Consider the following 25,345-nt stretch of genomic DNA (forward strand, 5'->3'; position numbering starts at 1 on the left):
CAACATCGGTGGTGCGTTACCAGAGGAGCTTTCCCCGCCGCGCCCGCCGATGCGACCGGTCCACCGTGCGCAATCCGTACAGCCCTGAGCTGCGAATCTGCGAAAGTTGCGAAAGATGCGGATGCTAGCTTCGCAGCAGGCCTCAGCGTGGAGGCCGGGCGGGGGAGAGGAGTTTCGACCGCATGGGACGGCCTGCCGGACGCAAGATCTACGCCCATGCCAAGCTGCGGCGGCTGCGCCGCGAGCGCGGGATGAACCAGGTCGAGCTGGCCCGCGCGCTCGGCCTCTCCACCAGCTACCTCAACCAGATCGAGCACAGCCACCGCCCGCTGACCGCGCCGGTCCTGCTGCGGATCGCCGAGGTCTTCGGCGTCGACCCGGAGTTCTTCTCCGAGGCCGAGGAGGAGCGCCTCGCCACCGACCTCCGAGCCGCTCTCGGCGACGAGGCGTGCGGGACGCAGGTCCCGCTGGAGGAGGCCGCCGATGTGGCCCGTGACCACCCGGAGGTGGCCCGCGCGCTGGTCGCCCTCCACCACCGCTACCGGGACGCCGCCGAACGGGTCGTCGCCCTCGCCCCGCCGCAGGACGGCGAAGCGCTCCTCACCGCCGAACCCCACGACGAGGTACGGGACTTCTTCTACGCCCACCACAACCACTTCGGCGCCCTCGACGCCGTCGCCGAAGACACGGCGGCCGGCCTCTCCACCGGCTCGGCGGGCCGCACCGCCGACGCACTGAAGCAACGCCTCGCCACCCGGCACGGCATCACCGTCGTCACCACGGACCCCCAACGGGCAGCCGATGCCCGCCGGTTCGACCCGGACAGCGGCCTCCTCCTGCTCTCACCCTGGCTCAGCGAAGCCCAGCGCGCCTTCCAGCTCGCCACCCAACTCGCACTGCTGGAGCACGGATCACTGCTCGACACGCTGGTAGCCGGCGGCGAACTCGCCTCCGACCAGGCCGCCGGACTCGCCAGGATCGGCCTCGCCAACTACTTCGCCGGCGCGCTGCTCATGCCGTACACCGCCTTCCACCGGGCCGCCGAGGAGCTGCGGTACGACATCGAGCTCCTCCAGGCCCGCTTCGGCGTCGGCTTCGAGACCGTCTGCCACCGGCTCTCCACTCTTCAGCGCACCGGCGACCGAGGCGTGCCGTTCTCGTTCCTGCGCGTCGACCGGGCGGGCAACATCTCCAAGCGGCAGTCCGCCAGCGACTTCCACTTCTCCCGGCTCGGCGGCACCTGCCCGCTCTGGACCGTGTACGAGGCGTTCCCCGCGCCCGGCCGCATCCTCACCCAGGTCGCCGAAATGCCGGACGGCAAAAGGTACTTCTGGGTGGCCCGGACCGTGACGCGCGGCGGATTCGGCCACCGCGCGCCCCGGGCCGACTTCGCCGTAGCTCTCGGCTGCGAGCTGCGCCACGCCCACCGCCTGGTCTACGCCGAAGGCCTGGCGCTGGACGACCCGCGATCGGCGACCCCGATCGGGCTCGGCTGCCGGATCTGCGAGCGGCAGGACTGCGCCCAGCGGGCCCGGCCTCCGGCCGGAGGGCGGCTGGCCGTCGACCCCGACCGGCGTACGCATGTGCCGTACCCGGTGATCGCCGACGGCCGGCCCGTCCCACCCGGCCCGATCAGCGGTGCGTGAACTCGGCGGGCCGCTTCTCGGTGAACGCCTTCATGCCCTCCTTCTGGTCGGCCGTCGCGAACACCGCGTGGAACAAGCGGCGTTCGAAGCGGACGCCCTCGGCGAGCGTCGTCTCGAAGGCCCGGTTCACCGCTTCCTTCGCCATCATCGCGACCGGCGCCGACATGCCGGAGACGGTGTCCGCGACGGCGAGCGCCTCGGTCAGCAGATCCGCGTCCGGGACGATCCTGGACACCAGACCGGCCCGCTCGGCCTCCTCGGCGTCCATGTTCCGGCCGGTGAGACAGAGATCCATCGCCTTGGCCTTGCCGACCGCCCGGGTCAGCCGCTGGGAGCCGCCGATGCCGGGGATCACGCCGAGCCGGATCTCCGGCTGCCCGAAGACCGCCGACTCCGAGGCGATCACCAGATCGCAGAGCATCGCCAACTCGCAGCCACCGCCCAGGGCATAGCCCCGTACGGCGGCGATCGTCGGAGTCCGCAGCTGACCGAGCCGGTCCCAGGCGGTGAACCAGTCGCTGAGGTACATGTCCATGTAGCTCTGCGGCTGCATCTCCTTGATGTCCGCGCCCGCTGCGAACGCCTTCTCGCCGCTGCCGGTGATGACGATGCAGCCGACCTCCGGGTCGCGGTCCAGCGCCTCGGTCGCCTCGACCGTCTCCCGCATGACGTCCAGGCTCAGCGCGTTGAGCGCCTTGGGGCGGTTCAGGGTGAGCAGGGCGGTACGGCCCCGGCGCTCGACCAGGATCGTCCCGTACGGGCCCGGGGTGGCCGGACTCTCGCTGTGCTCGGTCACGTGGTGGTGCCCTTCTCTGCGTCGGTGGTGTCCGTCGAAGCGGCCCGGATGGCCTGGACGATTCCGGAGAAGTCCTGCTCGGCTCCGGCGCCTTCGGCGAACCGTGCGTACAACTCGGCTGCTCGAAGACCCAGTTCGGCGTCGATTCCGCCCGCACGCAGGGCGTTGGCGGCCAGTCCGAGGTCCTTGGCCATCAGGGGTGCGGCGAAACCGGGGCGGTAGTCGCGGTTGGCCGGGCTGGTCGGAACGGGTCCGGGGACCGGGCAGTTGACGGTGAGCGCCCAGCACTGGCCGGAGGCCGCCGAGGCCACGTCGTACAGCGCCTGGTCGGAGAGGCCGAGACTCTCGGCGAGGACGAACGCCTCGCTGACGGCGATCATCGAGACGCCGAGGATCATGTTGTTGCAGATCTTCGCCGCCTGTCCGGCACCGGCCCCACCGCAGTGCACCGCCTTCTTGCCCATCACCGCCAGCAGCGGTTCGGCCTCCGCGAACGCGGCCTCCTCGCCTCCGGCCATGAAGGTCAGCGTCCCCGCCTCGGCCCCGACCACTCCGCCGGAGACCGGTGCGTCCAGCGAGCGGTGACCGGTCGCCGCCACCGCCGCGTGAGCGGCGCGGGAGTCGGCCACGTCGATGGTCGAGCAGTCGATGAACAGGGTGCCGGGGCGGGCGGCTTCGAGCAGCCCTTCCTGCCCGTACAGCGCGAGGACATGGTGTCCGGCAGGCAGCATGGTGATCACCACATCGGCCGCCGTGGCGGCCTCGGCGGCGGACTTCGCCCGCTCGACCCCACTCTCCACAGCGGTCGCCAGACAGGACTCGACGAGATCGTGGCCGAGCACCCGGTGCCCGGCGCGGACGAGGTTGGCGGCCATCGGGCCGCCCATGTGGCCCAGCCCGATGAAGGCGACGGTCGTGGTCACCAGGGCACCTCCTGCGGTGAGTCGTCTGCGGCGAGGACGAGTTCCCCGTCGCCGGTCGGAGCGAAGTACCGGGCCACGTCGGCGTCGGTGACCTCCACGAGCGTGCCGGGCGACCAGTGAGGCGTCCGGTCCTTGTCGATCACCTGGGCCCGGATGCCCTCCACCAGGTCGGCGGAGGAGAGAGCGGCGTACGAGACGCGGTACTCCTGCTCCAGCACCCTTTCCAGCGGCCCGAGTTCACGCGCCCGGCGCAGCGCGGCCAGGGTCACCTTCAGCGCGGTGGGCGAGCGGCCGAGGATCGTGGCGGCCGCCTCACCCGCCGCCGGGGCCCCGGAGGCGAGCAGCCGCTCCACGATCTCCTCGACGGAGTCGGCGGCGTAACAGCGGTCGATCCAGGCCCGGTCGGTCTCCAGGGTGCCGGGAGGCGCGTCCCGGACATGGCGGTGCAGCACCTCGGCGGGCGGTTCGGTCCGCAGCTCGGCGAGGAGCGCCGGCAGGCTCTCCTGCGGTACGAAGTGGTCGGCCAGCCCGCACAGCAGCGCGTCCCGGGCCCCCACCACCGCACCGGTCAGCGCGAGATGGGTGCCCAGCTCCCCGGGGGCCAGCGCCAGCAGATAGGTCCCGCCGACGTCCGGCACGAAACCGATCCCGGTCTCCGGCATGGCCACCTTGGACCGTTCGGTGACGATCCGGACGCTGCCGTGCGCCGAGATCCCGACCCCGCCGCCCATCACGATGCCGTCCATGACCGCCACGTACGGCTTCGGATAGCGGGCGATCCGCGCGTTCAGCCGGTACTCGTCGCGCCAGAACGCGGCCGAGGCCTTGCCGCCGACGCGGGCGTCCTCGTAGATGGACCGGATGTCGCCGCCCGCGCACAGGCCGCGCTCCCCGGCCCCGGTGATCACGACCGTGGCCACCTCCGGGTCGTGCTCCCACCGGTCCAGCGCCGCCGCGACCGTCTCCACCATCGCGTGGGTGAGCGCGTTGAGCGCCTTGGGACGGTTCAGGGTCAGCACTCCCGTACGTCCCTCGGTCTGCACCCGTACGAGCTCCTCGGTCATCGCAGGGCTCCCGTCAGGCTCCGGGCCACAATGACGCGCATGATCTCGTTGGTCCCTTCCAGGATCTGGTGGACCCGCAGGTCCCGCACGATCTTCTCGATGCCGTACTCGGCCAGATAGCCGTAACCGCCGTGGAGTTGGAGCGCCCGGTCAGCGACGGAGTAGCCGGTGTCGGTGGCGAAGCGCTTGGCCATCGCGCACAACTCCGGTGCTCCGCCCGCCTTCCGGTCCAGCGCCTCGGCGGCCTGCCGCACCAGCGCCCGCGCGGCGGCCAGTTCGGTGGCCATGTCGGCCAGCCGGAACTGCAGCGCCTGCGCCTCCAGCAGCCGCGCCCCGAACGCCTCCCGGTCCGCCAGGTGAGCCAGACTGCGGTCCAGCGCGCTCTGCGCACCGCCCAACGAGCAGGCGGCGATGCCGAGTCGGCCGCCGTTCAGGCCGTTCATCGCGATGCGGAAGCCTTCGCCCTCCGCTCCGAGCAGCCGGTCGGCCGGGATGCGTACGCCGTCCAGCACCACCTGGCGGGTGGGCTGCGCGTTCCAGCCCATCTTCTTCTCGTTGGCGCCGAACGAGAGCCCCTCGTCGTCCCGTTCGACGAGGAAGGCCGAGATCCCGCCGGGGCCGTTGTCGCCGGTGCGGGCCAGCACGATGTAGAGGTGGGTGGCGCCCGCGCCGGAGATGAACTGCTTGGTCCCGGTGAGGACGTAGTGGTCGCCGTCGCGGACCGCCCGGGTGCGCAGCGCGGCCGCGTCGGAGCCCGCGCCCGGCTCGGTCAGGCAGTAACTGCCCAGCTGCTCCATGGTGCAGAGCTCCGGCAGATACCGGGCGCGCTGGGTCTCGGAGCCGTACCGGTCGACCATCCAGGCGACCATGTTGTGGATGGAGAGATAGCCCGCCACCGACGGGCAGCCGGTGGCCAGGGCCTCGAAGACGAGGACCCCGTCGGTGCGGGACAGCTCGGAGCCGCCCCTGTCCTCCCGTACGTACACGCCTCCGAGGCCGAGCCCCGCGGCCTTCCGCAGGACGTCGACGGGGAAGTGCTTGTCCTGGTCCCAGGCCACGGCGTGCGGAGCCAGGTGTTCCTGGGCGAAGTCGAGCGTCGTCTCGACGACCGCGAGCTGGTCGTCGGTGAGCAGGGTGGTCACGGCGGTCATCCCATGGTCGGAATCGTGAAGCTCGCGCCGTCCCGGATCCCGGAGGCGGGCCAGCGCGAAGTGACGGTCTTCGTACGGGTGTAGAAGCGGATGGAGTCAGGACCGTGCTGGTTGAGGTCGCCGAAACCGGACCGCTTCCAGCCGCCGAACGTGTGGTACGCCACCGGCACCGGGATCGGCACGTTGACGCCGACCATGCCCGTGTCGACCCGGCGGGTGAAGTCGCGGGCGATGTCGCCGTCCCGGGTGAAGAGCGCCACGCCGTTGCCGTACGCGTGCTCCGAAGGCAGCCGCAGCGCCTCCTCGTAGTCCGTCGCACGCACCACGGAGACCACCGGGCCGAAGATCTCCTCCTGGTAGATCCGCATGTCCGGGGTGACCCGGTCGAAGAGCGAGGCGCCCGCGAAGAACCCTTCCTCGTGGCCTTCGAGGGTGAAGTCCCTGCCGTCCACGACCAGTTCGGCTCCTTCCTCCACGCCGAGGTCGACATAGCCGCGCACCCGGTCCACCGCGTCCCGGCCCACCAGCGGCCCGAAGTCGGCGTCCGGGTCGTCCGAGCGGCCGATCCGCAGCTCGGCGATCCGCTCGGTGAGCTTGGCCACCAGCGCATCGGCGGTCTCCGCACCGACCGGCACGGCCACCGAGATCGCCATGCACCGCTCGCCCGCCGAGCCGTACCCGGCGCCGATCAGCGCGTCCACCGCCTGGTCCAGATCGGCGTCCGGCATCACGATCATGTGGTTCTTCGCCCCGCCGAAGCACTGCGCCCGCTTGCCGTGAGCGGCGGCCGTCGCGTAGATGTGCGCGGCGATCGGCGTCGAGCCGACGAAGCCGAGCGCCTTGACGCGCGGGTCCTCCAGCAGCGTGTCCACGGCCTCCTTGCCGCCGTTGACGACGTTCAGCACGCCCGGCGGAAGCCCGGCCTCCAGGAAGAGTTCGGCCAGCCGCAGCGGCACCGAAGGATCCCGCTCGGACGGCTTGAGGATGAAGGCGTTACCGCAGGCCAGAGCGGGTGCGGCCTTCCACAGCGGGATCATCGCCGGGAAGTTGAACGGGGTGATGCCGGCGACCACGCCGAGCGGCCGGCGCAGCGAGTGGACGTCGATCCCGGCGCCCGCGTTGTCGCTGAACTCGCCCTTCACCAGGTGCGGCACACCGGCGGCGAACTCCACCACGTCCAGGCCGCGCGCGATGTCACCGTGCGCGTCGGCCACGGTCTTGCCGTGCTCGGAGGAGAGCAGCCGGGCCAGGGAGTCCTTCTCCTGCTCGACCAGCTGGAGGAAGCGCAGCAGGACGCGGGCCCGGCGCTGCGGGTTCCACTCGCCCCACTCCAGCTGCGCCTCGGCCGCGTCGGCGATGGCCGCCTCGGTCTCGGACCGGCCGGCCAGCGGCACCCGGGCCTGGACCCGGCCGGTGTTGGGGTCGTACACATCGCCGTACGTGCCCGAGGTGCCGGGCGTGTGCTTGCCGCCGATGAAATGGGTGAGTTCGCGGACCATGGAAAGCCTGCTCTCGTCGGTGAGATCGTCAGGTGAGATCCGGGGATGGCGCACGGGCCCCCGCCGCCGCACAGCGCACCGGTCGGGTGCGCGCAGGGGCGTGGAAGGGCTCGCCGTCGGGGGGGACGCGGAGGGCGGAGGCCGTCAGGGGGCGGGGATAACCGCTCGCCGGGACGGGCCTGCGGGGCCGTGGGTGCGGACCGGTGCCATGCGTGTCTGCTCCATCCTCGTGGAAACACGGAACAATCCCGTGGCCGGTATCCTGACTCCCGGATCAGCGCGCGCCCTCATGCCTTCCCGACGGCGCCTTCACCGTCAGTGGCGTGTCCTGCGAGGACGAACTCCCCGGTCACAGTGGCGGGACCGCGCCGGAATCGCACCGGCTTCCCTGACACCACGGGCCTTCGAGGCGCCCGGCACCATGCCGGTCACCCCTCTGCTCACGAACATATAGTTGGACGTCCTAGTAAGTCCACCCCGCCTCGCCCCGGCCCGCCCCCGGCGCTGTCGCGCGCCCCGCTCCTGGCATGATCGGCCGACATGAGCGACGCACCACGCCACATCCTCGTCATCGGCATGGGAGCCGGCGACCCCGACCACCTGACCCTCGCCGCGATCAAGGCCATGCGCCGGGCGCAGGTCTTCTTCGTGCTCGGCAAGGGCCGGGAGAAGGAGTCCCTGACCCGGCTGCGGCGGGACATCCTGGCCGAGCACCTGGACGGTCCCTACCGGGTCGTCGAGGCCGAGGACCCCTGGCGGGACCGCACCCAGGACGACCGGGGCCGCTACACCACGGCGGTCCACGACTGGCGCCACCGCCGCGCCGACATCTGCGAACGCCTGATCATCGAGGAGCTGGCGCCGGGGGAGTGCGGGGCGTTCCTGGTGTGGGGCGACCCGTCCCTGTACGACAGCACGCTCGCGATCCTGGAGGACATCCAGGCCCGTGGCACGGTGGAATTCGGCCATGAGGTGGTCCCCGGGATCAGCAGCGTCTCGGCGCTCGCCGCCCGCCACCGCACCTCGCTGAACCAGGTCGGCCGCCCCGTCCACATCACCCCGGGCCGACGCCTCGCCGAGGGGTTCCCGGACGACGACGGCGACATCGTGGTCATGCTCGACGGCCACGAGAGCTTCACCCATCTGACGGGCCGGGGCCTGTGGATCTACTGGGGCGCCTACATCGGCACCCCGGACGAGCTCCTGGTCTCCGGACCGCTCGACGAGGTCGCCGAACGGATCAGCCGCGTGCGCGCCGAGGCCCGCGAACGGCACGGCTGGATCATGGACACCTACCTGCTGCGCCACCGGCCGGAGGGCGCCCAGGGTACGGAGAGCCCAGGCGGCACGGACAGCTGACGGGCCCCGGCCCGCGAGCGGGGGCCCGGACAGGTGGGCGGGTGACGTGACACAGGGCGGCGGGTCGCGTCGAGGCGCGAGCGGCCGCCGCACCTCGCCGTCGTACCCGGCCGGAGGTCAGCTCCGGGACTCGTGCGCCCGGATCACTCCCAGCCCGTGACCGAGGCTCGGGCACTCGGCGGTCAGGTCGTTGCCCCGCACCAGATAGTTGTGCACGCGCCCGTCGGTGGGCCGCTCGACGGCCCGGTACAGAGTGCCGTTCACCGTGATCGTCCAGTCGTCGCCGTCCTGGGCCCACCCGACTGTCTTCTTCATATAGCGCTTCCCTCGCTCGTCGCCGCCGCGGGTCGGCGGCCGTGTATTGGCAAGAAGAACGGCCTGTGACGCTCTGTGGTTCCGGTTCGCCTACGCCATTCGGTTACATCTGAGTCACCATGCCCCCACGACCTGACCGGAAGTCAGCGAACCGGAGAAGAACGGCGGAACGGGGTGCGCGGAGGGGAGCGGGGCTGCCCGGGGCCGGATCGTGCCAGGATGCCGGATCCGGTCCCGGGCAGTGATGCAGGAGCGCCCGCTCCGCGCCCCTGTGCTGACCATTCGGCGCCGCCTGCCGGGGCGGATTGGTGCGGGGGCCCTTCCGCTGCCCGACGTCACCCGTTCGGAGCCCGTCCGGGGCTCATCCGGCGTGCACTCGGTGCCCGTCCGGAGCCCGTGTCTCATATCACCGTCCGAAGAGTGAACAACGGTGTGCGCCCGGCGGCCGTCCGCTTAGGGTGGCCGGTGCAGCTGGTTCGCCCTGTCCGCCAGACAGGGTGTCGTAAGAGGGAACCCGGTGGGAATCCGGGACTGCCCCGCAGCGGTGAGCGGGAACGACCGCCGTCATACGCACTGGACCCGGCCGGGTCTGGGAAGCGACGGCCAGTAGGTATCTGCCCCGGCAGACGTGCCCGCGAGTCCGAAGACCTGCCCGTTGCCCGCACGCGACCGTTCGTGTGCGGAGTTCCCGGTGACCTCGTGGGCGGGTCGGCGTAACCGTCAGGCGGACGGACACGGTCAACGTGTCGTATTCCCGCCCGATTTCGTCACCCCTTCGCGTCCGCGTCCCGTCCCGGGAGCAGCTGGAGACATGCTCGCGAAGGAGAGTCACGTGACAGCGAAGCCCGCAGCCGCGGCAGCACGGGCCACCGTGTACGGCTACCCCCGCCAGGGTCGGAACCGTGAACTGAAGAAGGCCATCGAGGGCTACTGGAAGGGCCGCGTCGACGCGGACACCCTCCGCAGGACCGCCGCCGAACTGCGCGGGGGAACCTGGCAGCAGCTCGCCGAGGCCGGAGTCCACGAGGTGCCGACCGGTGACTTCTCGTACTACGACCACGTCCTGGACACCAGTGTCATGGTCGGCGCTGTCCCCGAGCGGCACCGCGAGGCGGTCGAAGCGGACGCCCTCGACGGCTACTTCGCCATGGCCCGTGGCACACAGGAGGTGGCGCCGCTGGAGATGACCAAGTGGTTCGACACCAACTATCACTACCTGGTGCCCGAGTTGGGCCCGGACACGGTGTTCACCGCCGACTCCGCCAAGCAGGTCGCCGAGTTGAAGGAAGCCCTCGCGCTCGGCCACACCCCGCGCCCGGTCCTCGTCGGGCCCGTCACCTACCTCCTGCTCGCCAAGGCGGCCCCCGGTGTCGCCGCCGACTTCGAGCCGCTGACCCTCCTCGACCGGCTCCTGCCCGTGTACGCCGAAGTCCTCGCCGACCTCCGGGCCGCGGGCGCCGAGTGGGTGCAGCTCGACGAGCCCGCCCTCGTCCAGGACCGCACCCCGGCCGAGCTGAACGCCGCCGCCCGCACCTACCGCGAGCTCGGCGGTCTCACCGACCGCTCCAAGCTGCTGGTCGCCTCCTACTTCGGGCGGCTCGGCGAGGCGCTGCCGGTGCTCGCCAAGTCGCCGGTGGAGGGGCTCGCGCTGGACTTCACCGAGTCGGGCGCAGGCAACCTCGCCGACCTCGCGGCGGCCGGCGGACTGCCCGGCAAGCGGCTGGTCGCGGGCGTCGTCAACGGCCGCAACATCTGGATCAACGACTACGAGAAGTCGCTCGCCACCCTCGGCACGCTCCTCGGCCTCGCGGACCACGTCGACGTCTCCGCCTCCTCCTCCCTCCTGCACGTCCCGCTCGACGCCCGGGCCGAGCAGGACATCGACCCGGAAGTCGCCCGCTGGCTCGCCTTCGCCCGGCAGAAGACCGAGGAGATCGTCGTCCTGGCGCGCGGCCTGACCGCCGGCACCGAGGCCATCACCGCCGAACTCGCCGCCAACCGGGCCGACCTGGCCTCCCGTACCGACGCCGTCATCACCCGCGACCCGGCCGTCCGGGCCCGTACGGCGGCCATCACCGAAGCCGACGGACGCCGCTCCCAGCCGTACGCCGAACGGACCCTCGCCCAGCGCGCCCACCTCGGTCTGCCGCTGCTGCCGACCACCACCATCGGCTCGTTCCCGCAGACCACCGAACTGCGCACCGCCCGCGCCGACCTGCGGGCCGGCCGGATCGACGAGGCCGGCTACGAGGAGCGCATCAAGGACGAGATCCGCGAGGTCCTCTCCTTCCAGGAGAAGGCCGGGATCGACGTCCTGGTCCACGGTGAGCCCGAACGCAACGACATGGTGCAGTACTTCGCCGAGCAGCTCACCGGCTATCTCGCCACCCAGCACGGCTGGGTCCAGTCGTACGGCACCCGCTACGTCCGGCCGCCGGTCCTCGCCGGGGACATCTCGCGCCCCGAGCCGATGACGGTGCGCTGGACGGCGTACGCGCAGTCGCTCACCCAGCGCCCGGTCAAGGGCATGCTCACCGGCCCGGTCACCATGCTCGCCTGGTCCTTCGTCCGCGACGACCAGCCGCTCGGCGAGACCGCCCGCCAAGTGGCGCTCGCCCTGCGGGACGAGGTCGACGACCTGGAGGCGAACGGCACTTCGGTGATCCAGGTCGACGAGCCGGCGCTGCGTGAGACGCTGCCGCTGCGGGCCGCCGAGCACGCGGCGTACCTGGAATGGGCTACGGAGTCCTTCCGGCTCGCCACCTCCGGCGTGCGGCCGGACACGCAGATCCACACGCACATGTGCTACGCGGAGTTCGGCGACATCGTCCAGGCCATCGACGACCTCGACGCCGACGTCATCAGCCTGGAGGCCGCCCGCTCGCACATGCAGGTCGCCCGCGAACTGGCCACCCACGGCTACCCGCGCGAGGCCGGACCCAGCGTCTACGACATCCACTCCCCGCGCATCCCCAGCACCGAGGAGGCAGCGGCCCTGCTGCGCAAGGGACTTGAGGCCATCCCGGCCGAGCGGCTGTGGGTGAACCCCGACTGCGGCCTGAAGACCCGCGGTTGGCCCGAGACCCGGGCCTCCCTGGAGAACCTGGTCGCCGCCGCGCGGGAGATCCGCGCGGAGCTGCCCACCGAAGCGGCGTGATCCGGCCCGGTACGGGAGCGGCCACCGCCGCTCCCGTACCGGCCTGAGCGGCCTCGACCCGGTTCGGGGGCAGGCCGGTTCGGAGACCCGGGCGGCCGGAGTGCGTTCTTCATCGGCGGAAGAGTTAGGTTAGCCTAACCAGCGAATCCCGGTGGTGGATCTTGCACTCCGATCGAAGGGCTTCGCCATGGAGCGTGCTCAGGACCTGCTGTCCGCCGAACTCCGCCTGGAGCGTGCGGTGTGAGTGCCGGTACGGGGGGCCTCCTCGCGGGCGGTGTCGACGGACCCGGCCACCTGCGTGCCCTCACCTCGGTCGTCCTGGACACGTTGGAGTCCGCCGCCCGCGCCCGAGGCGGGCCGCTGCCCGCCGGAGGCCCGGACGCCGTGGCCCGGCGGACCACCGCCCTGGCCGCCCCGGTGCTGCCCGAGGAGGGCATCGGGGCCGAGGCCGCGCTCGCGGACCTCGTACGAGCGGTGGCCGAGGGTGCCGCCGATCCGGCCGATCCCGCGTGCGTCGCCCATCTGCACTGCCCGCCGCTGGCCGTGGCGGTCGCGGCGGAGCTGGCCGGGGCGGCGCTCAACCCGTCGATGGACTCCTGGGACCAGGCGCCCGCGGCCGGAGTGATCGAGGAGCTGACCACGGCCGCCTTGGCCCGGCTCGTCCACCCGGACGCTCCCGCACCCGACGCGCTCATCACCAGCGGCGGCACCGAGTCCAACCTGGTCGCGCTGCTCCTCGCCCGCGAACGCGCGGCGCCCGCCCTTCTCCGGGTGGTGACCGGCGCCAACGCCCACCACAGCGTCCACCGCGCCGCCTGGATGCTCGGCCTGCCCGCCCCGACCCAGGTCGCCTGCCACGACGGCCGGATCGACCCCGCCGACCTCGACCGCGCCCTGGCCGGGCTCGGCGGCGGCCCGGTCCTGGTCGTCGCCACCGCCGGGACCACGGACGAGGGGCGCATCGACCCGCTTCCCGAGATCGCCGGCATCGTCGACCGGTACGGAGCCGAACTCCACGTGGACGCGGCGTACGGCGGGCCCCTGCTCTTCAGCGAGCACCTGGCGCCCCGGCTGGCGGGGCTCGATCGGGCGGTCTCCGTAACGTTCGACCTGCACAAACTCGGCTGGCAGCCGGTCGCCGCCGGAGTGCTGGCCGTCGCGGACACCGCCCTGCTCGCGCCGCTCTCCCTGCGCACCGACTACCTCAACGCCGACGACGACACCGAGGCCGGCCTCCCCGACCTGCTCGGCCGCTCGATCCGTACGACCCGGCGCCCCGACGCACTGAAGATCGCGGTCACCTTCCGGGCGCTCGGCCGCCGTGGACTGAGCGAACTGGTCGAGCGCTGCGTACGTACGGCGGAGGAGTTCGGCCGGGCCGTCGACGCCCGGCCCGCACTGCGCCGCCGGCCCGGCGCGATCGGGATCAGCACCGTGCTGTTCCGGCCGGTGGTGGCCGACGAGCTGGAAGCGGAGGCCGGGGACGCCGTCGTCGCCGAGGTCCGCCGCACGCTGCTCATGGACGGCCGGGCCGTCCTCGGACGAGCGGTGGCCGAGGACGGCGACGGGCGGTGCCGGCTCTGGCTGAAGGCCACGCTGCTGCACCCGGCCGCCGCGACGGCCGACCTGCTGCCGCTGCTCGACCTGGTGGAGGTGGCGGCTCGGCGGGCGGCGGCCGAAGAGAGCGGCCCCGGCGGTACCGACGCCCCGGCGGCGGAAAGGCTGTCGCCATGACGTTGCCGACGCGCACGAACCACGTGGGAGGAATCCGATGACGCCCGGACCGCGAACACCGCCCCTCGATCTGCTGGGGGTGGGCGCAGGGCCCTTCAACCTCTCGCTCGCCGCCCTCGCCGACGGCGTACCCGGCCTGCGCACCGCCTTCCACGAACAGCGCACTGCCTTCCACTGGCACCCGGGACTGCTCATCGAAGGAGCGACGCTCCAAGTCCCCTTCCTGGCCGACCTGGTGAGCCTGGTGGAGCCGACCAGCCCTTGGTGCTACCTCAATTACCTCAAGACGCGGCGCAGGCTCTTCCCGTTCTACTTCGCCGAGCGTTTCCACATCCACCGCTCCGACTTCGACAACTACCTGCGCTGGGTGAGCACCGAACTGCCCTCCACCCACTTCGGCCACCGCGTCGACGCCATCGCCTGGGACACGGGCGAGAGGACGTTCGCCGTCGACTTCACCCGGCTCGGCCCGGACGGCGAGAGCCTCGGGAGCGGGCTGACCCGCGCCCGTAACCTCGCGCTCGGTGTCGGCACCGCGCCGTACGTCCCCGAGCCGCTGAGGGCCCTGGCCGCCGACCCCGTACCGCTCGTCCTGCACTCCGCCGACTACCTCGCCCAGCGGGACCGGCTGCTCGCCGCCCGGCATGTCACGGTCGTCGGCTCGGGACAGTCGGGCGCCGAAGTCCTCTTGGATCTGCTGAGGTTGAGGCCGGAAGGGGCGGAAGGGCTGACCTGGCTCGCCCGTACCCCGGCCTTCGCGCCCATGGAGTACAGCAAGATCGGGCTGGAGCAGTTCACCCCGGACTACACCCGCTACTTCCACGGGCTCCCGCAGGCCACCCGGGACCGGCTGCTGCCCAGCCAGTGGCAGCTGTACAAGGGCGTCAGCGGGGACACGCTCGGGGACATCCACGACGAGCTGTACCGGCGCAGCCTCGGCGGTGACTGGCCCGATGTGACCCTCACCCCCGGCATCGAGGTCACCGGCGCCTCGGTCACGGGCGGCGGCCGCATCGAACTGGTCGTGGAACACGGCCAGCAGGAGACCCGGGGCCGGCTCGCCACGGACGCGGTGGTCCTCGCCACCGGCTACCGGGAGCGCCCGGTCGACACGCTGCTCGCCGCTCTGGATCCGTACATCGTCCGCGACGGTGCCGGACGGCCGCAGGTCGACGAGGCCCAACGGCTGGTCCTGGCACCGGAGATCGACGGCTCGGTCTTCGTGCAGAACGCGGAGCGGCACACGCACGGGGTCGGCGCGCCGGACCTGGGTCTGGCCGCCTGGCGTTCCGCCGTCATCATCAACGCGCTGACGGGCAAGGAGACTTACCCGCTGCCGGACCGGACCGCCTTCACCACGTTCGGACTTGGCGCGGCGGAGGAGCGGAGCGGGATGCCGGGGCGGATAGCGGAAGAGCGGCGGTGATACGGCTCCGGGCCGCGCGGTGGGTTCACCGTGCGGCCCGGAGCGGGGGTGTTGTGTCGGGGGTGGTCAGGCCTTGCGGGCGTTGACCTCGTCGGTGAGCTGGGGCACGACGGTGAAGAGGTCGCCGACGACGCCGTAGTCGACGAGGTCGAAGATCGGGGCCTCGGCGTCCTTGTTGATCGCGACGATCGTCTTCGAGGTCTGCATACCGGCCCGGTGCTGGATCGCACCGGAGATACCCGAGGCGATGTACAGCTGCGGCGAGACGGACTTACCCGTCTGGCCGACCTGGGAGGTGTGCGGGTACCAGCCCGCGTCGACCGCGGCACGCGAGGCACCCACCGCCGCGCCCAGAGAGTCGGCCAGCGCCTCGATGAGCGGGAAGTTCTCCCCACCACCGACACCACGGCCGCCGGAGACCACGATCGCGGCCTCGGTCAGCTCCGGGCGCCCGGTCGACTCACGCGGCGTCCGCCCCGTCACCTTCGTGCCCGTGGCACCCTCACTGAACGACACCGACAGGGCCTCGACCGTGCCGGCCGCGGCAACGGGCTCGACCGGGGCGGAGTTCGGCTTGACCGTGATGACCGGGACACCCCGCGAAACACGGGAGCGGGTGGTGTAGGAGGCGGCGAACGCCGCCTGCGTGGCGACGGGGCCCTTGGCGTCGGCCTCCAGATCGGTGGCATCGGTGATGATCCCCGAACCGACCCGCAGCGCCAGACGGGCCGCGACCTCCTTACCCTCCGCCGAGGACACCACCAGCACCGCCACCGGATTCACCACGTCGAAGGCGGCCTGCAGCGCATCCACCTTCGGCACCACCAGATAGTCCGCGAACTGGGCAGCATCGGCGGTCAGGACCTTCACCGCACCGTGCTCACCCAGCACACCCGCGGTCGCCTCCGCGCCGGCACCCAGCGCCACAGCGACCGGGTCACCGATCCGGCGGGCCAGCGTCAGCAGCTCCAGGGTGGGCTTACGGACCGCACCGTCCACGTGATCGACCAGAACAAGAACTTCAGCCATGACAACGCACTCCAGACGAGAGAAACAGAGACAGGAACCTACGGGCGTGCGGGATCAGATGAACTTCTGGCCCGCGAGGAACTCGGCGAGCTGCCGACCGCCCTCACCCTCGTCCTTCACGATCGTGCCCGCCGTCCGCGCCGGACGCTCGGTCGCCGAATCCACCGCCGTCCACGCACCCGCCAGACCGACCTCGTCCGCATCCAGACCCAGATCATCCAGATCCAGCGACTCGACCGGCTTCTTCTTCGCCGCCATGATCCCCTTGAACGACGGGTAACGCGCCTCACCGGACTGGTCGGTCACCGACACCACCGCCGGCAACGACGCCTCAAGCCGCTCGGATGCGGTGTCACCGTCACGACGCCCGGTCACCACACCACCCTCCACCGACACCTCCGACAGCAGCGTCACCTGCGGCACACCCAGACGCTCGGCCAGCAGGGCCGGCAGGACCCCCATGACACCGTCGGTGGAAGCCATCCCGCAGATCACCAGGTCGAAGCCGGTCTTCTCGACCGCCTTCGCCAGCACCAGCGACGTGCCCATCACATCCGTGCCGTGCAGATCGTCGTCCTCGACGTGAACCGCCTTGTCCGCACCCATCGACAACGCCTTGCGCAACGCGTCCTTGGCATCCTCCGGACCCACCGTCACCACGGTGATCTCCGCATCGTCCGCCGCATCCGCGATCTGCAACGCCTGCTCGACCGCGTACTCGTCCAGCTCCGACAGCAGACCGTCGACATCCTCACGATCCAACGTCAGGTCATCGGCGAAATGCCGGTCACCGGTCGCGTCGGGCACGTACTTCACACAGACAACGATCCTCAAGCTCACGCCGGCTCTCCTGCCTACCTGGGTGTGGTCCCATGCCGATCGGGGCCGGTCCCACCTGGGTGCGGTTTCGTAAGGGTGACCTTATGGTACTCAGTACCCTCTGTAAAGGTACCCAGTGCCAAAAGTGCCTCTCCGGTGCTACGTTTCGCCGCATGAGCGAGGCACGCGGACCCGAGAAGAAGGCACCCATGCGGGAGGTGCTCGCACAGGCGGCCTTCCAGCTCTTCCTGGAGCGGGGCTTCGAGCGGACGACGGTCGACGACATCGTGGCGCGGGCCGGGGTGGGGCGGCGTTCCTTCTTCCGGTACTTCCCCTCCAAGGAGGACGTGGTCTTCCCGGACCATGAGCGCTGTCTCGCCGAGATGACCGAGTTCCTCGCCGCGGTGGACGACGCCGATCCGGTGGGCGCGGTGTGCGACGCGGCCAGGATCGTGCTGCGGATGTACGCGGCCGACCCGGAGTTCTCCGTACAGCGCTACAAGCTCACCCGTGAGGTGCCCGGACTGCGGACGTACGAACTCTCCGTGGTGCGCCGCTACGAGCAGACGCTCGCCGGTCACCTCCGGGGCCGGTTCGGGACGGACGGCGACGGAGAGTTGCGGGCCGAGGTGATCGCGGCGTCGGTGGTCGCTGCGCACAACAACGGGCTGCGGCTGTGGCTGCGTTCGGGAGGTTCCGGCGATCCCGAGGAGGCCGTGGACCACGCGCTCGACCTGGTGCGGGACGTGTGGGAGCGGCCTGCCGAGCCCGTGCCCGTACGAGAGAAACCGGGCCTGCCGGCGCTCGGTGCGTCCGGCGTCACCACCGGGTCCGGTGACAGCGAGGTGATCGTCATGGTCGCGTCCAAAGGCACACCGATGTGGCGGGTCGTGCAACAGATCGAGGCGGCGGTCGGCGAGAGCTGAGCGGCTGCGCACCCGGCCCACCGCAGAAGACTCGGTAATAATCGGCACTCAGTGCCTTTACTCTCCGGCACTCAGTGCCATATGGTGCGGACGCGCCGTCAGCCAGGTGCGGCGCGTCCGAGTCGAGCGCAGGGGGTCGATCCGTGTCTCAGGCAGGAATGGGCACCGTCCAGAAGGCGCACGAGGAGTGCGGCCTCTCCTACAACCGCTGTCGCTGGTGCGGTACCGCCTCCTTCCGGCGGCTGCTGTGCCCGGTGTGCGCGTCCAGTGAACTGGAGCCCGAACGCACCACCGGCCACGGAGTGGTCGTACGCACCGCCGTGGTCCACCGCTACACCGAGGACGCGCGCAACGAGTCCCTGGTCCGCTTCCCCGAGGGCTTCGTCTTCCGCTGCCAGGTCGTCGGCGCCGCACCGCAGATGGTGACGGTCGGCGCCCGCGTGAAGCCCCTCGCGGGTGAGGAGCCGGAGACCGGGGCGGTGGTCCTGGAGCTCTGCGAGCCGCCGGTACAGCGGGACTGGGTCTGAGACGCCCGCAACGCCCGCGCTCACGGCCGGTGAGGCCGACGCGCGGGCGTTCCGGAGCGGTCGCCGGTCAGCCGATGCGCTTCAGCAGTTCCTCGGCCAACGGCTGGGAGGAGGCCGGGTTCTGACCGGTCACCAGGTTCCGGTCGGTGATCACGAACGGCGCCCAGGGCTCGCCCTCCTGGAAGTCCGCGCCGAGCGCCACCAGCCGGTCCTGGAGCAGCCACTTCGCCTTCTCCGCGAGGCCCGCCTGGGCCTCCTCGGCGTTGGTGAAGCCGGTCAGCCGGTAGCCGGCGAACGCGTTGGTGCCGTCGGGGCCTGTGGCGGCCAGCAGCGCCGCCGGGGCGTGGCAGACGACGCCGAGCGGCTTGCCCGACGCCAGGGTCTCGGTGAGCAGCCGCCCGGAGGCCGGGTCCACCGCGAGGTCCTCCATCGGGCCGTGGCCACCGGGATAGAAGACGGCGTCGTACGCGTCCAGCTCCACGTCCTCCAGCGCGACCGGCCGCCGCAGCTCCGCGAACGCCTCCAGTCCGGCCGCCACCTTGTCGGCGCCCTCCTGGCCGCCGTTGACGTCGGGAGCCAGGCTGCCCCGGTCCACGGTGGGGACGACGCCGCCCGGGGTCGCGACGACCACCTCATGACCGGCGCCGGTGAACACCTGGTACGGCGCCACGGCCTCCTCGGCCCAGAAGCCCGTCGGGTGGGCGGTGCCGTCCGCCAGGGTCCAGTGGTCCGCGCCGGTCACCACGAAAAGGATCTTTGCCATGTCGTACATCTCCGTTGGTCGGGGTGGCTGACCAGGCCGACGGTAGGCCCGGTCCGGCCGGGAACCGCGTCCCGCCGACGCGCGCCGGAACAGAGGCTCCCGACGGGTCGGCGGCGCTCGGCCGTCCGGCGGATCGCCTGCCCCCGACGGCCGTCCCGAACCCTCCGGAGACGCCCCCGCAGGGCCGGCGGGCCGTGCGGGGACGTCTCGGTGACGCTCCGGTCGGAAGGGTCCCGGCGGGCCGTGCTTAGCTGGAGTCATGATCGATGACTTCCTGTACGGGACCGCCGGGCTGACCGGACCGCCGCCCGAGGTCGAGGCGGCCGTGCGCGCCGCGGCCGCGGCCGAGATCATGCCGCGCCACCGGAAGCTCGCCGCGCACGAGATCGTCGAGAAGAGCGGCCCGCACGATCTGGTCACCGCCGCCGACCGGCTGGCCGAGGAGCACCTCACCGCCGCGCTCACCAAGCTGCTGCCCGGCTCGGTCGTCGTCGGCGAGGAGGCCGTCCACGCCGACCCGGCGGTCTACGAGGCCCTCGGCGGCGACGCGCCCGTCTGGATCGTCGACCCGGTCGACGGCACCCGCCAGTTCGTCCGGGGCGAGGCCGGGTTCTGCACCCTGGTCGCCCTGGCGCTGCACGGCGAGGTCCACGCCTCCTGGACGTACGCACCGGTCCTCGGCGAGATGGCCGTCGCCGTACGCGGCCGGGGCGCCACGCTGAACGGCGCGCCGATACGGTCCGGCTCGCCGGCGCCCGGCGCCGTACTGAACGTGGCGATGTCGCACCCCGACTACACCACCGAGGCACAGAAGCGGGCCCTGCTCGGCCTGCGCACCGAAGGCATCGCGCCGCGCCCCTGCGGCTCGGCCGGGCTCGAATACCTGGCCGTCGCGCGCGGCGCGCAGGACGCCGTGGCCTTCAACTGGGAGCTCGCCTGGGACCACGCGGCGGGCCTCCTCCTGGTCACCGAGGCCGGCGGCGCCCAGGCGACCCTGTCCGGCGCCCCGTACCGGATCGCTGGCGGCAACGACCTGCCGTTCACGGCGGCCCGCGACGAGGCCACCGCGCAGCGGGTCCTGACGGCGCTGCGGACGGGCGGCTGACCCGCCCCGGGCGCGCCCCGGGCGGTCCGGCCGGCCCGTGTCCCGGCCGGGCCCCCGGGGTCCCCGCGTCCGCGCTGTCGGTGCGCCCGAATACCCTGGGGTTCCGCCTGCCGGCCGACGAAGGAGTCCCAAGGTGACCTCGATGCTCGATGCGGTCGTCGTGGGGGCCGGGCCCAACGGGCTGACCGCCGCCGCCGAACTGGCCCGCAGGGGCTTCGCCGTGGAGGTCCACGAGGCGCACGACACCATCGGCGGCGGGGCCCGCACCGAGGAGCTGACGCTGCCGGGGTTCCGGCACGACCCCTGCTCCGCCGTGCACCCGCTCGGCATCGGCTCGCCCGCCTTCCGGGCCATGCCGCTGGCCCGGCACGGTCTTGAGTGGCTGCACCCCGAGGTCGACCTCGCCCACCCCTTCCCCGACGGCACCGCCGCCGCGCTCACCCGCTCCGTCGGCGAGAGCGCGATGACGCTCGGGCCCGCCGACGCGGGTGCCTACCGCCGCCTCGTCGCCCCCTTCACCGGCCGCTGGGACACCCTGGCCGCCGACTTCCTGCGCACCCCCTGGGACGGCCTGCCCCGCGACCCGTACCGGCTGGCCCGCTTCGGTCTGCTCGGCCTCCAGCCCGCCACCTGGGTCGCCCGGCGCTTCCGGGGCGAGAAGGCGCGCGGCCTCTTCGCCGGGCTCGCCGCCCACGCCATAGCGCCCACCAGCGGCTTCGCCACCTCCGCGATCGCCCTCGTCTTCGCGCTCGCCGCCCACGAGAACGGCTGGCCCGTCCCGCGCGGCGGCTCGCAGGCCATCGCGGACGCCCTCGCCTCCTACCTCCGCGAACAGGGCGGCACCATCCGCACCGGCAGCGAGGTCAAGCGACTCGACGAACTCCCGCCCGCCCGCGCCTACATCTTCGACACCTCACCCTCCGCGCTCGCCCGCATCGCCGGCCTCGGCTCCGCCTACAGCCACTACCGCTACGGCGCCTCCGCCTTCAAGATCGACTACGCGCTCTCCGGCCCCGTCCCCTGGACCGCCGAGGCCGCCCGCCGCGCCGGCACCGTCCACCTCGGCCCCGACGCCGGCACCATCGACACCGCGCTCAAGGCCGCCGTCGAGGGCCGCGACCCGAGCGTCCCCTTCCTCATCACCGCCCAGCCCAGCCTCACCGACCCTTCCCGCGCCCCCGAAGGGCGCCACGTCTTCTGGGTGTACGGACACGTCCCGGCCGGCTGGGAGGGCGACGCCACCGGCGTCATCGAGCGCCAACTGGAGCGGTTCGCCCCCGGGTTCCGCGATCTGGTGCTCGCCCGTGCGGTCTCCGGCCCGCCCGAAATCGCCGCCCGCAACGCCAATTACGTCGGCGGCGACATCGCCTGCGGAGCCTTCGCCGGCCTCCAGACCCTCATCCGCCCCAAGCTCGCCCGCGTCCCGTACGCCACCGCCCACCCGGCGGTCTTCCTCTGCTCATCGGCCACTCCGCCCGGCCCCGGTGTGCACGGCATGTCCGGCCACCATGCCGCCAAGGCCGTATGGCGTCAGCTGCGCGCCTCCTGATTCAGCCGCCGGGAGCGGTGCGGTGCCGTCGCGGGGCCCGGTCCGCCCGAGCGGGCGGCGCGGGCGCGCGGAGCGCGGCATGATGTCCGCATGAGCACCTCCGTCACCCCCGCGGTCCGCCTGGTCCGCGGTGACATCACCGACCAGTCCGTCGACGTCATCGTCAACGCCGCGAACTCCTCGCTCCTCGGCGGCGGCGGGGTCGACGGCGCCATCCACCGGCGTGGCGGCCCCGAGATCCTCGCCGCCTGCCGGGAGCTGCGCGCCTCGCAGTACGGCAAGGGCCTCGCCACCGGCCGGGCCGTCGCCACCACCGCCGGACGCCTGGCCGCCCGCTGGGTGATCCACACGGTCGGCCCGGTCTTCTCCGGAGCCCAGGACCGCTCCGCGCTGCTCGCCTCCTGTTACCGCGAATCGCTGTGTCTGGCAGCGGAGTTGGGGGCCAGAACCGTGGCGTTCCCGGCGATCTCGACGGGTATCTACGGCTGGCCGATGGACGACGGCGCGCGGATCGCGGTGCGTACGGTGCTCGCGGAGACCCGGGCCCCGGTCGAGGAGGTGCGGTTCGTGCTCTTCGACGCGCACGCGTACGTGGAGTTCGAGGAAGTCCTCGCGATGCGCGGCTGAACCCCGCGGTCCGCCGGACCGGCAGCCCCGAGGCCCATGTCGGATTTCCGCCAGCCAGGCCGCTGACCGGTGACCCATCCTGGAACCATGCACACCGACACCGAGCGTTGCGTGCGGGCCGTCCAGTCCAAGGACGCCCGCTTCGACGGCTGGTTCTTCACCGCGGTCCTCACCACCCGGATCTACTGCCGCCCCAGCTGCCCCGTCGTGCCGCCCAAGGTCCGCAACATGACCTTCTACCCGAGTGCCGCCGCCTGCCAGCAGGCCGGATTCCGGGCCTGCAAACGGTGCCGCCCCGACACCAGCCCCGGTTCCCCCGAGTGGAACGCCCGCGCCGACTCGGTGGCCCGCGCCATGCGGCTCATCCGGGACGGCGTCGTCGACCGCGAGGGCGTCACCGGCCTCGCCGCCCGCCTCGGCTACTCCGCCCGCCAGATCGAACGCCAGCTGCTGGCCGAACTCGGCGCCGGACCGCTGGCCCTGGCCCGCGCCCAGCGCGCCCAGACCGCCCGCCTCCTCATCGAGACCACCACCCTGCCGCTGGCGGAGGTGGCGTTCGCCGCCGGGTTCTCCTCGATCCGGACCTTCAACGAGACCGTCCGCGAGGTCTTCGCCCTGGCCCCCGGCGAACTCCGCACCCGCGCCGCCCGCGCCCCTCTCGCCCCCGCCACCCCCGGCGTGATCGCGCTCCGCCTCCCGTACCGGACCCCGCTCAACCCCAGCAACCTCTTCGGCCACCTCGCCGCGACCGCCGTCCCCGGCACCGAGGAGTGGCGGGACGGCGCCTACCGCCGCACGCTGACCCTCCCGTACGGCCACGGCATCGTCGCCCTCACCCCGCAGCCCGGCCACATCGCCGCCCGGCTCTTCCTCACCGACCCCCGCGACCTCACGCAGGCGATCAGCCGGTGCCGCTGGCTCCTGGACCTGGACGCGGACCCGGTCGCCGTTGACGACCGGCTGCGCACCGACCCGCTGCTCGCGCCGCTGGTGGAGGCCGGACCCGGCCGCCGGGTGCCGCGTACGGTGGACGGCGCCGAGTTCGCCGTACGCGCGGTCCTCGGCCAGCAGGTCTCCACCGCCGCCGCCCGCACCCACGCGGCCCGCCTGGTCACCGCGCACGGCGTGCCCGTCGACGACCCCGAAGGCGGGCTCACCCACCTCTTCCCGACCCCGGAGGCGCTGGCCGGGCTCGACCCCGAGACCCTGGCCCTGCCCCGCACCCGCCGCACCACGCTCACCACCCTGGTCGCCGCCCTCGCCGACGGAACGCTCCGCCTGGGCACCGACACCGACTGGGAGCGAGCCCGCACCGAACTCTCCGCACTCCCCGGATTCGGCCCCTGGACGGTCGAGGCCATCGCCATGCGGGCGCTCGGCGACCCCGACGCCTTCCTCCCGACCGACCTCGGCATCCGCCGCGCCGCCGAACGCCTCGGCCTCCCGGCCACCCCGGCCGCCCTCACCGCACGGGCCGCCGACTGGCGCCCGTGGCGCGCGTACGCCGTCCAGTACCTCTGGACCGTGGACGACCACCCCATCAACCACCTGCCCGCCTGACGGAGGAAGCTCCCCATGCCTGCCAAGCAGCACACGGTCGTCGACAGCCTCTACGGCCCGCTGACCCTGGTCGCCACCGACGGCGTCCTCTCGGCCCTCTACATGACCGACCAGCGCCACCGCCCGCCCGAGGAGACCTTCGGCGTCCCCGACCCGGAACCCTTCCCGGAGGTGATCCGCCAGCTCACGGCGTACTTCGCCGGCGACCTCACCGCCTTCGACCTCCCGCTCGACCTGCACGGCACCCCGTTCCAGCGGAGCGTCTGGGCGGAGCTGCGGAAGATCCCGTACGGCGAGACGCGTACGTACGGCGAACTGGCCGAGGAGCTCGGCAGGCCGGGCGCGTCGAGGGCGGTCGGCCTGGCCAACGGCAAGAACCCGGTCGGCATCATCGTGCCGTGCCACCGGGTCATCGGAGCCTCCGGCAGCCTCACCGGATACGGCGGCGGCCTGGACCGCAAGCAGCGGCTGCTGGCGTTCGAGGGCGGAGGCGTACGGGACGGGGTGCAGGCGCTGTTCTGAGCAGAAAAAGAGGGCTGGGGCGCACCGTCGGTGCGCCCCAGCCCTCCGTCCTCATACCGCTCAGCCCGTGAAGATCTCCACCGCCGTCCAGATCGCCAGGCCCAGCATGCAGATGCCGCCGATGCGCTGCACGGTCTTCAGCGGTACGCGCTTGGCGATGAACTTCCCCGCGAGCAGCGCCAGGGCCGACACGGACATCAGGGCGGCGGCCGAACCGATCGCGGTGGACCAGGTGCCGTTGCTCGCGGCCAGGTTGGCGGTGGTGATCTGGGTGAGGTCGCCCCACTCGCTGATGAAGACCGCCATGAACGCGGTCGAGTAGACCGGCCAGAAGCCGGTCACGGTCCTCACCTCGGCCTCGTCATCGTCGTCCCCGCCGCTGCCGCGCAGCAGGATGAACGCGCCGAACGCGAAGAGCGAGGCCGAGACGAGCTTGACGGTCCAGTCGGGCAGCAGCCCGATCAGGCTGCCCGCGCCCACGGCGATGGCGACATGCACGATGAACGCGGACGACGTGCCGAACCACACGTAGAGCGGGCGCATCCGCGTGCCCATGGCCAGCGAAGCGAACATCGTCTTGTCGGGGAGCTCCGCGAGGAAGATCAGCCCGAAGGCGGTGATGATCGCCAGAGGGTCGAGGTGCATTCCGGGTGGCTTTCTGTGCGAGCCGGGCCCCGGATCTTCGCGAAGCGCCGCTCGGGCTTTTCGGAGGACCACTCGGCCCGGCATGACGGCAGCGCCCACAGGGCGTGGACGTGTCATACAGGACCGAAGGTCTCGCCCGCCCGTGAGAAACCCTGTCCAGGTCTCACGAGCCCGGCCACCGGGAACCCGAGGGCTCCAGTGTG

General features: G+C 72.3%; 22 protein-coding genes and 2 riboswitches. Of the genes, 12 read left to right on the plus strand and 10 right to left on the minus strand.

Translation table 11 applies throughout. The features are described from left to right. The first annotated feature begins 182 nt into the window (after positions 1 to 182). Positions 183 to 1,646, plus strand: coding sequence for a short-chain fatty acyl-CoA regulator family protein (locus tag ACQP09_RS30515; protein ID WP_433405547.1), 1,464 nt, complete (start codon positions 183 to 185; stop codon positions 1,644 to 1,646). Here the strand turns inward: ACQP09_RS30515 and ACQP09_RS30520 are convergent. The 5 genes from ACQP09_RS30520 to ACQP09_RS30540 are packed head-to-tail and all read right to left on the minus strand — an operon-like array spanning position 1,633 to position 7,079. Further along, the gene (locus ACQP09_RS30520) at positions 1,633 to 2,442 is read right to left on the minus strand and encodes an enoyl-CoA hydratase (RefSeq protein WP_433405549.1); all 810 of its coding nucleotides are present in this window, start codon (positions 2,440 to 2,442) and stop codon (positions 1,633 to 1,635) included. The two genes, ACQP09_RS30515 and ACQP09_RS30520, sit on opposite strands and share 14 nt — an antisense overlap. After that, positions 2,439 to 3,365 carry a 3-hydroxyisobutyrate dehydrogenase gene (gene mmsB, locus ACQP09_RS30525; protein ID WP_433405551.1) on the minus strand — a complete coding sequence of 309 codons (927 nt, stop codon included), beginning with the start codon at positions 3,363 to 3,365 and terminating at the stop codon, positions 2,439 to 2,441. Before mmsB ends, ACQP09_RS30520 begins: the two co-directional genes overlap by 4 nt. Continuing rightward, positions 3,362 to 4,429 (minus strand): enoyl-CoA hydratase/isomerase family protein, encoded by a 1,068-nt coding sequence (locus ACQP09_RS30530; RefSeq protein WP_433405553.1) that lies wholly within the window; start codon positions 4,427 to 4,429, stop codon positions 3,362 to 3,364. Before ACQP09_RS30530 ends, mmsB begins: the two co-directional genes overlap by 4 nt. Continuing rightward, positions 4,426 to 5,580, minus strand: a complete 1,155-nt coding sequence (locus tag ACQP09_RS30535) for an acyl-CoA dehydrogenase family protein (protein ID WP_433405556.1) — start codon at positions 5,578 to 5,580, stop codon at positions 4,426 to 4,428. The genes ACQP09_RS30530 and ACQP09_RS30535 overlap by 4 nt, the downstream gene beginning before the upstream one ends. Next, positions 5,577 to 7,079 (minus strand): CoA-acylating methylmalonate-semialdehyde dehydrogenase, encoded by a 1,503-nt coding sequence (locus tag ACQP09_RS30540; protein WP_433405558.1) that lies wholly within the window; start codon positions 7,077 to 7,079, stop codon positions 5,577 to 5,579. The genes ACQP09_RS30535 and ACQP09_RS30540 overlap by 4 nt, the downstream gene beginning before the upstream one ends. Positions 7,080 to 7,314: 235 nt before the next feature. Next, a riboswitch (cobalamin riboswitch) is annotated at positions 7,315 to 7,493 on the minus strand. A 126-nt stretch (positions 7,494 to 7,619) separates the two neighbouring features. Between ACQP09_RS30540 and cobF the strand changes: the two genes are divergently transcribed. Further along, positions 7,620 to 8,438, plus strand: coding sequence for a precorrin-6A synthase (deacetylating) (gene cobF, locus ACQP09_RS30545; RefSeq protein WP_433405561.1), 819 nt, complete (start codon positions 7,620 to 7,622; stop codon positions 8,436 to 8,438). A gap of 117 nt (positions 8,439 to 8,555) precedes the next feature. Here cobF and ACQP09_RS30550 read toward each other — a convergent pair whose 3' ends face one another. Then, positions 8,556 to 8,753, minus strand: a complete 198-nt coding sequence (locus tag ACQP09_RS30550; protein WP_018514785.1) for a hypothetical protein — start codon at positions 8,751 to 8,753, stop codon at positions 8,556 to 8,558. Between the two features lie 468 nt (positions 8,754 to 9,221). Further along, a riboswitch (cobalamin riboswitch) is annotated at positions 9,222 to 9,411 on the plus strand. A gap of 174 nt (positions 9,412 to 9,585) precedes the next feature. On the opposite strand from ACQP09_RS30550, the gene metE reads away from it, so the two are divergent. The 3 genes from metE to ACQP09_RS30565 all read left to right on the plus strand — a co-directional run bounded on the left by metE (position 9,586) and on the right by ACQP09_RS30565 (position 15,070). Beyond that, positions 9,586 to 11,910, plus strand: a complete 2,325-nt coding sequence (gene metE / locus ACQP09_RS30555; RefSeq protein WP_433405564.1) for a 5-methyltetrahydropteroyltriglutamate--homocysteine S-methyltransferase — start codon at positions 9,586 to 9,588, stop codon at positions 11,908 to 11,910. A gap of 240 nt (positions 11,911 to 12,150) precedes the next feature. Next, entirely contained in the window at positions 12,151 to 13,644 is a 1,494-nt protein-coding gene (locus ACQP09_RS30560) for a pyridoxal phosphate-dependent decarboxylase family protein (RefSeq protein ID WP_433405565.1), read from the plus strand. Positions 13,645 to 13,681: 37 nt separating this feature from the next. Then, positions 13,682 to 15,070, plus strand: coding sequence for a lysine N(6)-hydroxylase/L-ornithine N(5)-oxygenase family protein (locus tag ACQP09_RS30565; protein ID WP_433405568.1), 1,389 nt, complete (start codon positions 13,682 to 13,684; stop codon positions 15,068 to 15,070). 66 nt (positions 15,071 to 15,136) lie between these two features. On the opposite strand, the gene ACQP09_RS30570 is transcribed toward ACQP09_RS30565, so the two are convergent. Together ACQP09_RS30570 and ACQP09_RS30575 are read right to left on the minus strand one after the other, a co-directional pair. Beyond that, positions 15,137 to 16,099 carry an electron transfer flavoprotein subunit alpha/FixB family protein gene (locus ACQP09_RS30570; RefSeq protein ID WP_433405571.1) on the minus strand — a complete coding sequence of 321 codons (963 nt, stop codon included), beginning with the start codon at positions 16,097 to 16,099 and terminating at the stop codon, positions 15,137 to 15,139. A gap of 54 nt (positions 16,100 to 16,153) precedes the next feature. Next, a complete protein-coding gene (locus ACQP09_RS30575; RefSeq protein ID WP_433395440.1) occupies positions 16,154 to 16,939 on the minus strand; it encodes an electron transfer flavoprotein subunit beta/FixA family protein in 786 nt (261 codons plus the stop codon). Positions 16,940 to 17,127: 188 nt separating this feature from the next. Here ACQP09_RS30575 and ACQP09_RS30580 point away from each other — a divergent pair, with 188 nt between their 5' ends. Both ACQP09_RS30580 and ACQP09_RS30585 read left to right on the plus strand, forming a co-directional pair. After that, positions 17,128 to 17,844, plus strand: a complete 717-nt coding sequence (locus tag ACQP09_RS30580) for a TetR family transcriptional regulator (RefSeq protein ID WP_433406814.1) — start codon at positions 17,128 to 17,130, stop codon at positions 17,842 to 17,844. 158 nt (positions 17,845 to 18,002) lie between these two features. Continuing rightward, on the plus strand, positions 18,003 to 18,371 hold the full coding sequence (locus ACQP09_RS30585; protein WP_432152434.1) for a Zn-ribbon domain-containing OB-fold protein: 369 nt from the start codon (positions 18,003 to 18,005) through the stop codon (positions 18,369 to 18,371). 67 nt (positions 18,372 to 18,438) lie between these two features. Here the strand turns inward: ACQP09_RS30585 and ACQP09_RS30590 are convergent, their stop codons facing one another. Then, positions 18,439 to 19,134, minus strand: coding sequence for a type 1 glutamine amidotransferase domain-containing protein (locus tag ACQP09_RS30590; protein WP_433405574.1), 696 nt, complete (start codon positions 19,132 to 19,134; stop codon positions 18,439 to 18,441). 259 nt (positions 19,135 to 19,393) lie between these two features. Here ACQP09_RS30590 and ACQP09_RS30595 point away from each other — a divergent pair, with 259 nt between their 5' ends. The 5 genes from ACQP09_RS30595 (at position 19,394) to ACQP09_RS30615 (ending at position 24,497) form a co-directional block, all read left to right on the plus strand. After that, complete coding sequence (locus ACQP09_RS30595; RefSeq protein WP_433405577.1) at positions 19,394 to 20,239, plus strand: inositol monophosphatase family protein; 846 nt, start codon at positions 19,394 to 19,396, stop codon at positions 20,237 to 20,239. A 133-nt stretch (positions 20,240 to 20,372) separates the two neighbouring features. Beyond that, complete coding sequence (locus ACQP09_RS30600; protein WP_433405579.1) at positions 20,373 to 21,788, plus strand: phytoene desaturase family protein; 1,416 nt, start codon at positions 20,373 to 20,375, stop codon at positions 21,786 to 21,788. Between the two features lie 90 nt (positions 21,789 to 21,878). Beyond that, on the plus strand, positions 21,879 to 22,415 hold the full coding sequence (locus ACQP09_RS30605) for an O-acetyl-ADP-ribose deacetylase (protein ID WP_433405581.1): 537 nt from the start codon (positions 21,879 to 21,881) through the stop codon (positions 22,413 to 22,415). 87 nt (positions 22,416 to 22,502) lie between these two features. After that, positions 22,503 to 23,975 (plus strand): AlkA N-terminal domain-containing protein, encoded by a 1,473-nt coding sequence (locus tag ACQP09_RS30610; protein ID WP_433405583.1) that lies wholly within the window; start codon positions 22,503 to 22,505, stop codon positions 23,973 to 23,975. Between the two features lie 15 nt (positions 23,976 to 23,990). Further along, positions 23,991 to 24,497, plus strand: a complete 507-nt coding sequence (locus tag ACQP09_RS30615) for a methylated-DNA--[protein]-cysteine S-methyltransferase (protein ID WP_433405586.1) — start codon at positions 23,991 to 23,993, stop codon at positions 24,495 to 24,497. 60 nt (positions 24,498 to 24,557) lie between these two features. Here the strand turns inward: ACQP09_RS30615 and ACQP09_RS30620 are convergent, their stop codons facing one another. After that, entirely contained in the window at positions 24,558 to 25,142 is a 585-nt protein-coding gene (locus tag ACQP09_RS30620) for a TMEM165/GDT1 family protein (protein ID WP_433405589.1), read from the minus strand. Positions 25,143 to 25,345 lie beyond the last annotated feature (203 nt).

The organism is Streptomyces sp. CA-146814 (assembly GCF_050942385.1).
GTDB lineage: Bacteria > Actinomycetota > Actinomycetes > Streptomycetales > Streptomycetaceae > Streptomyces.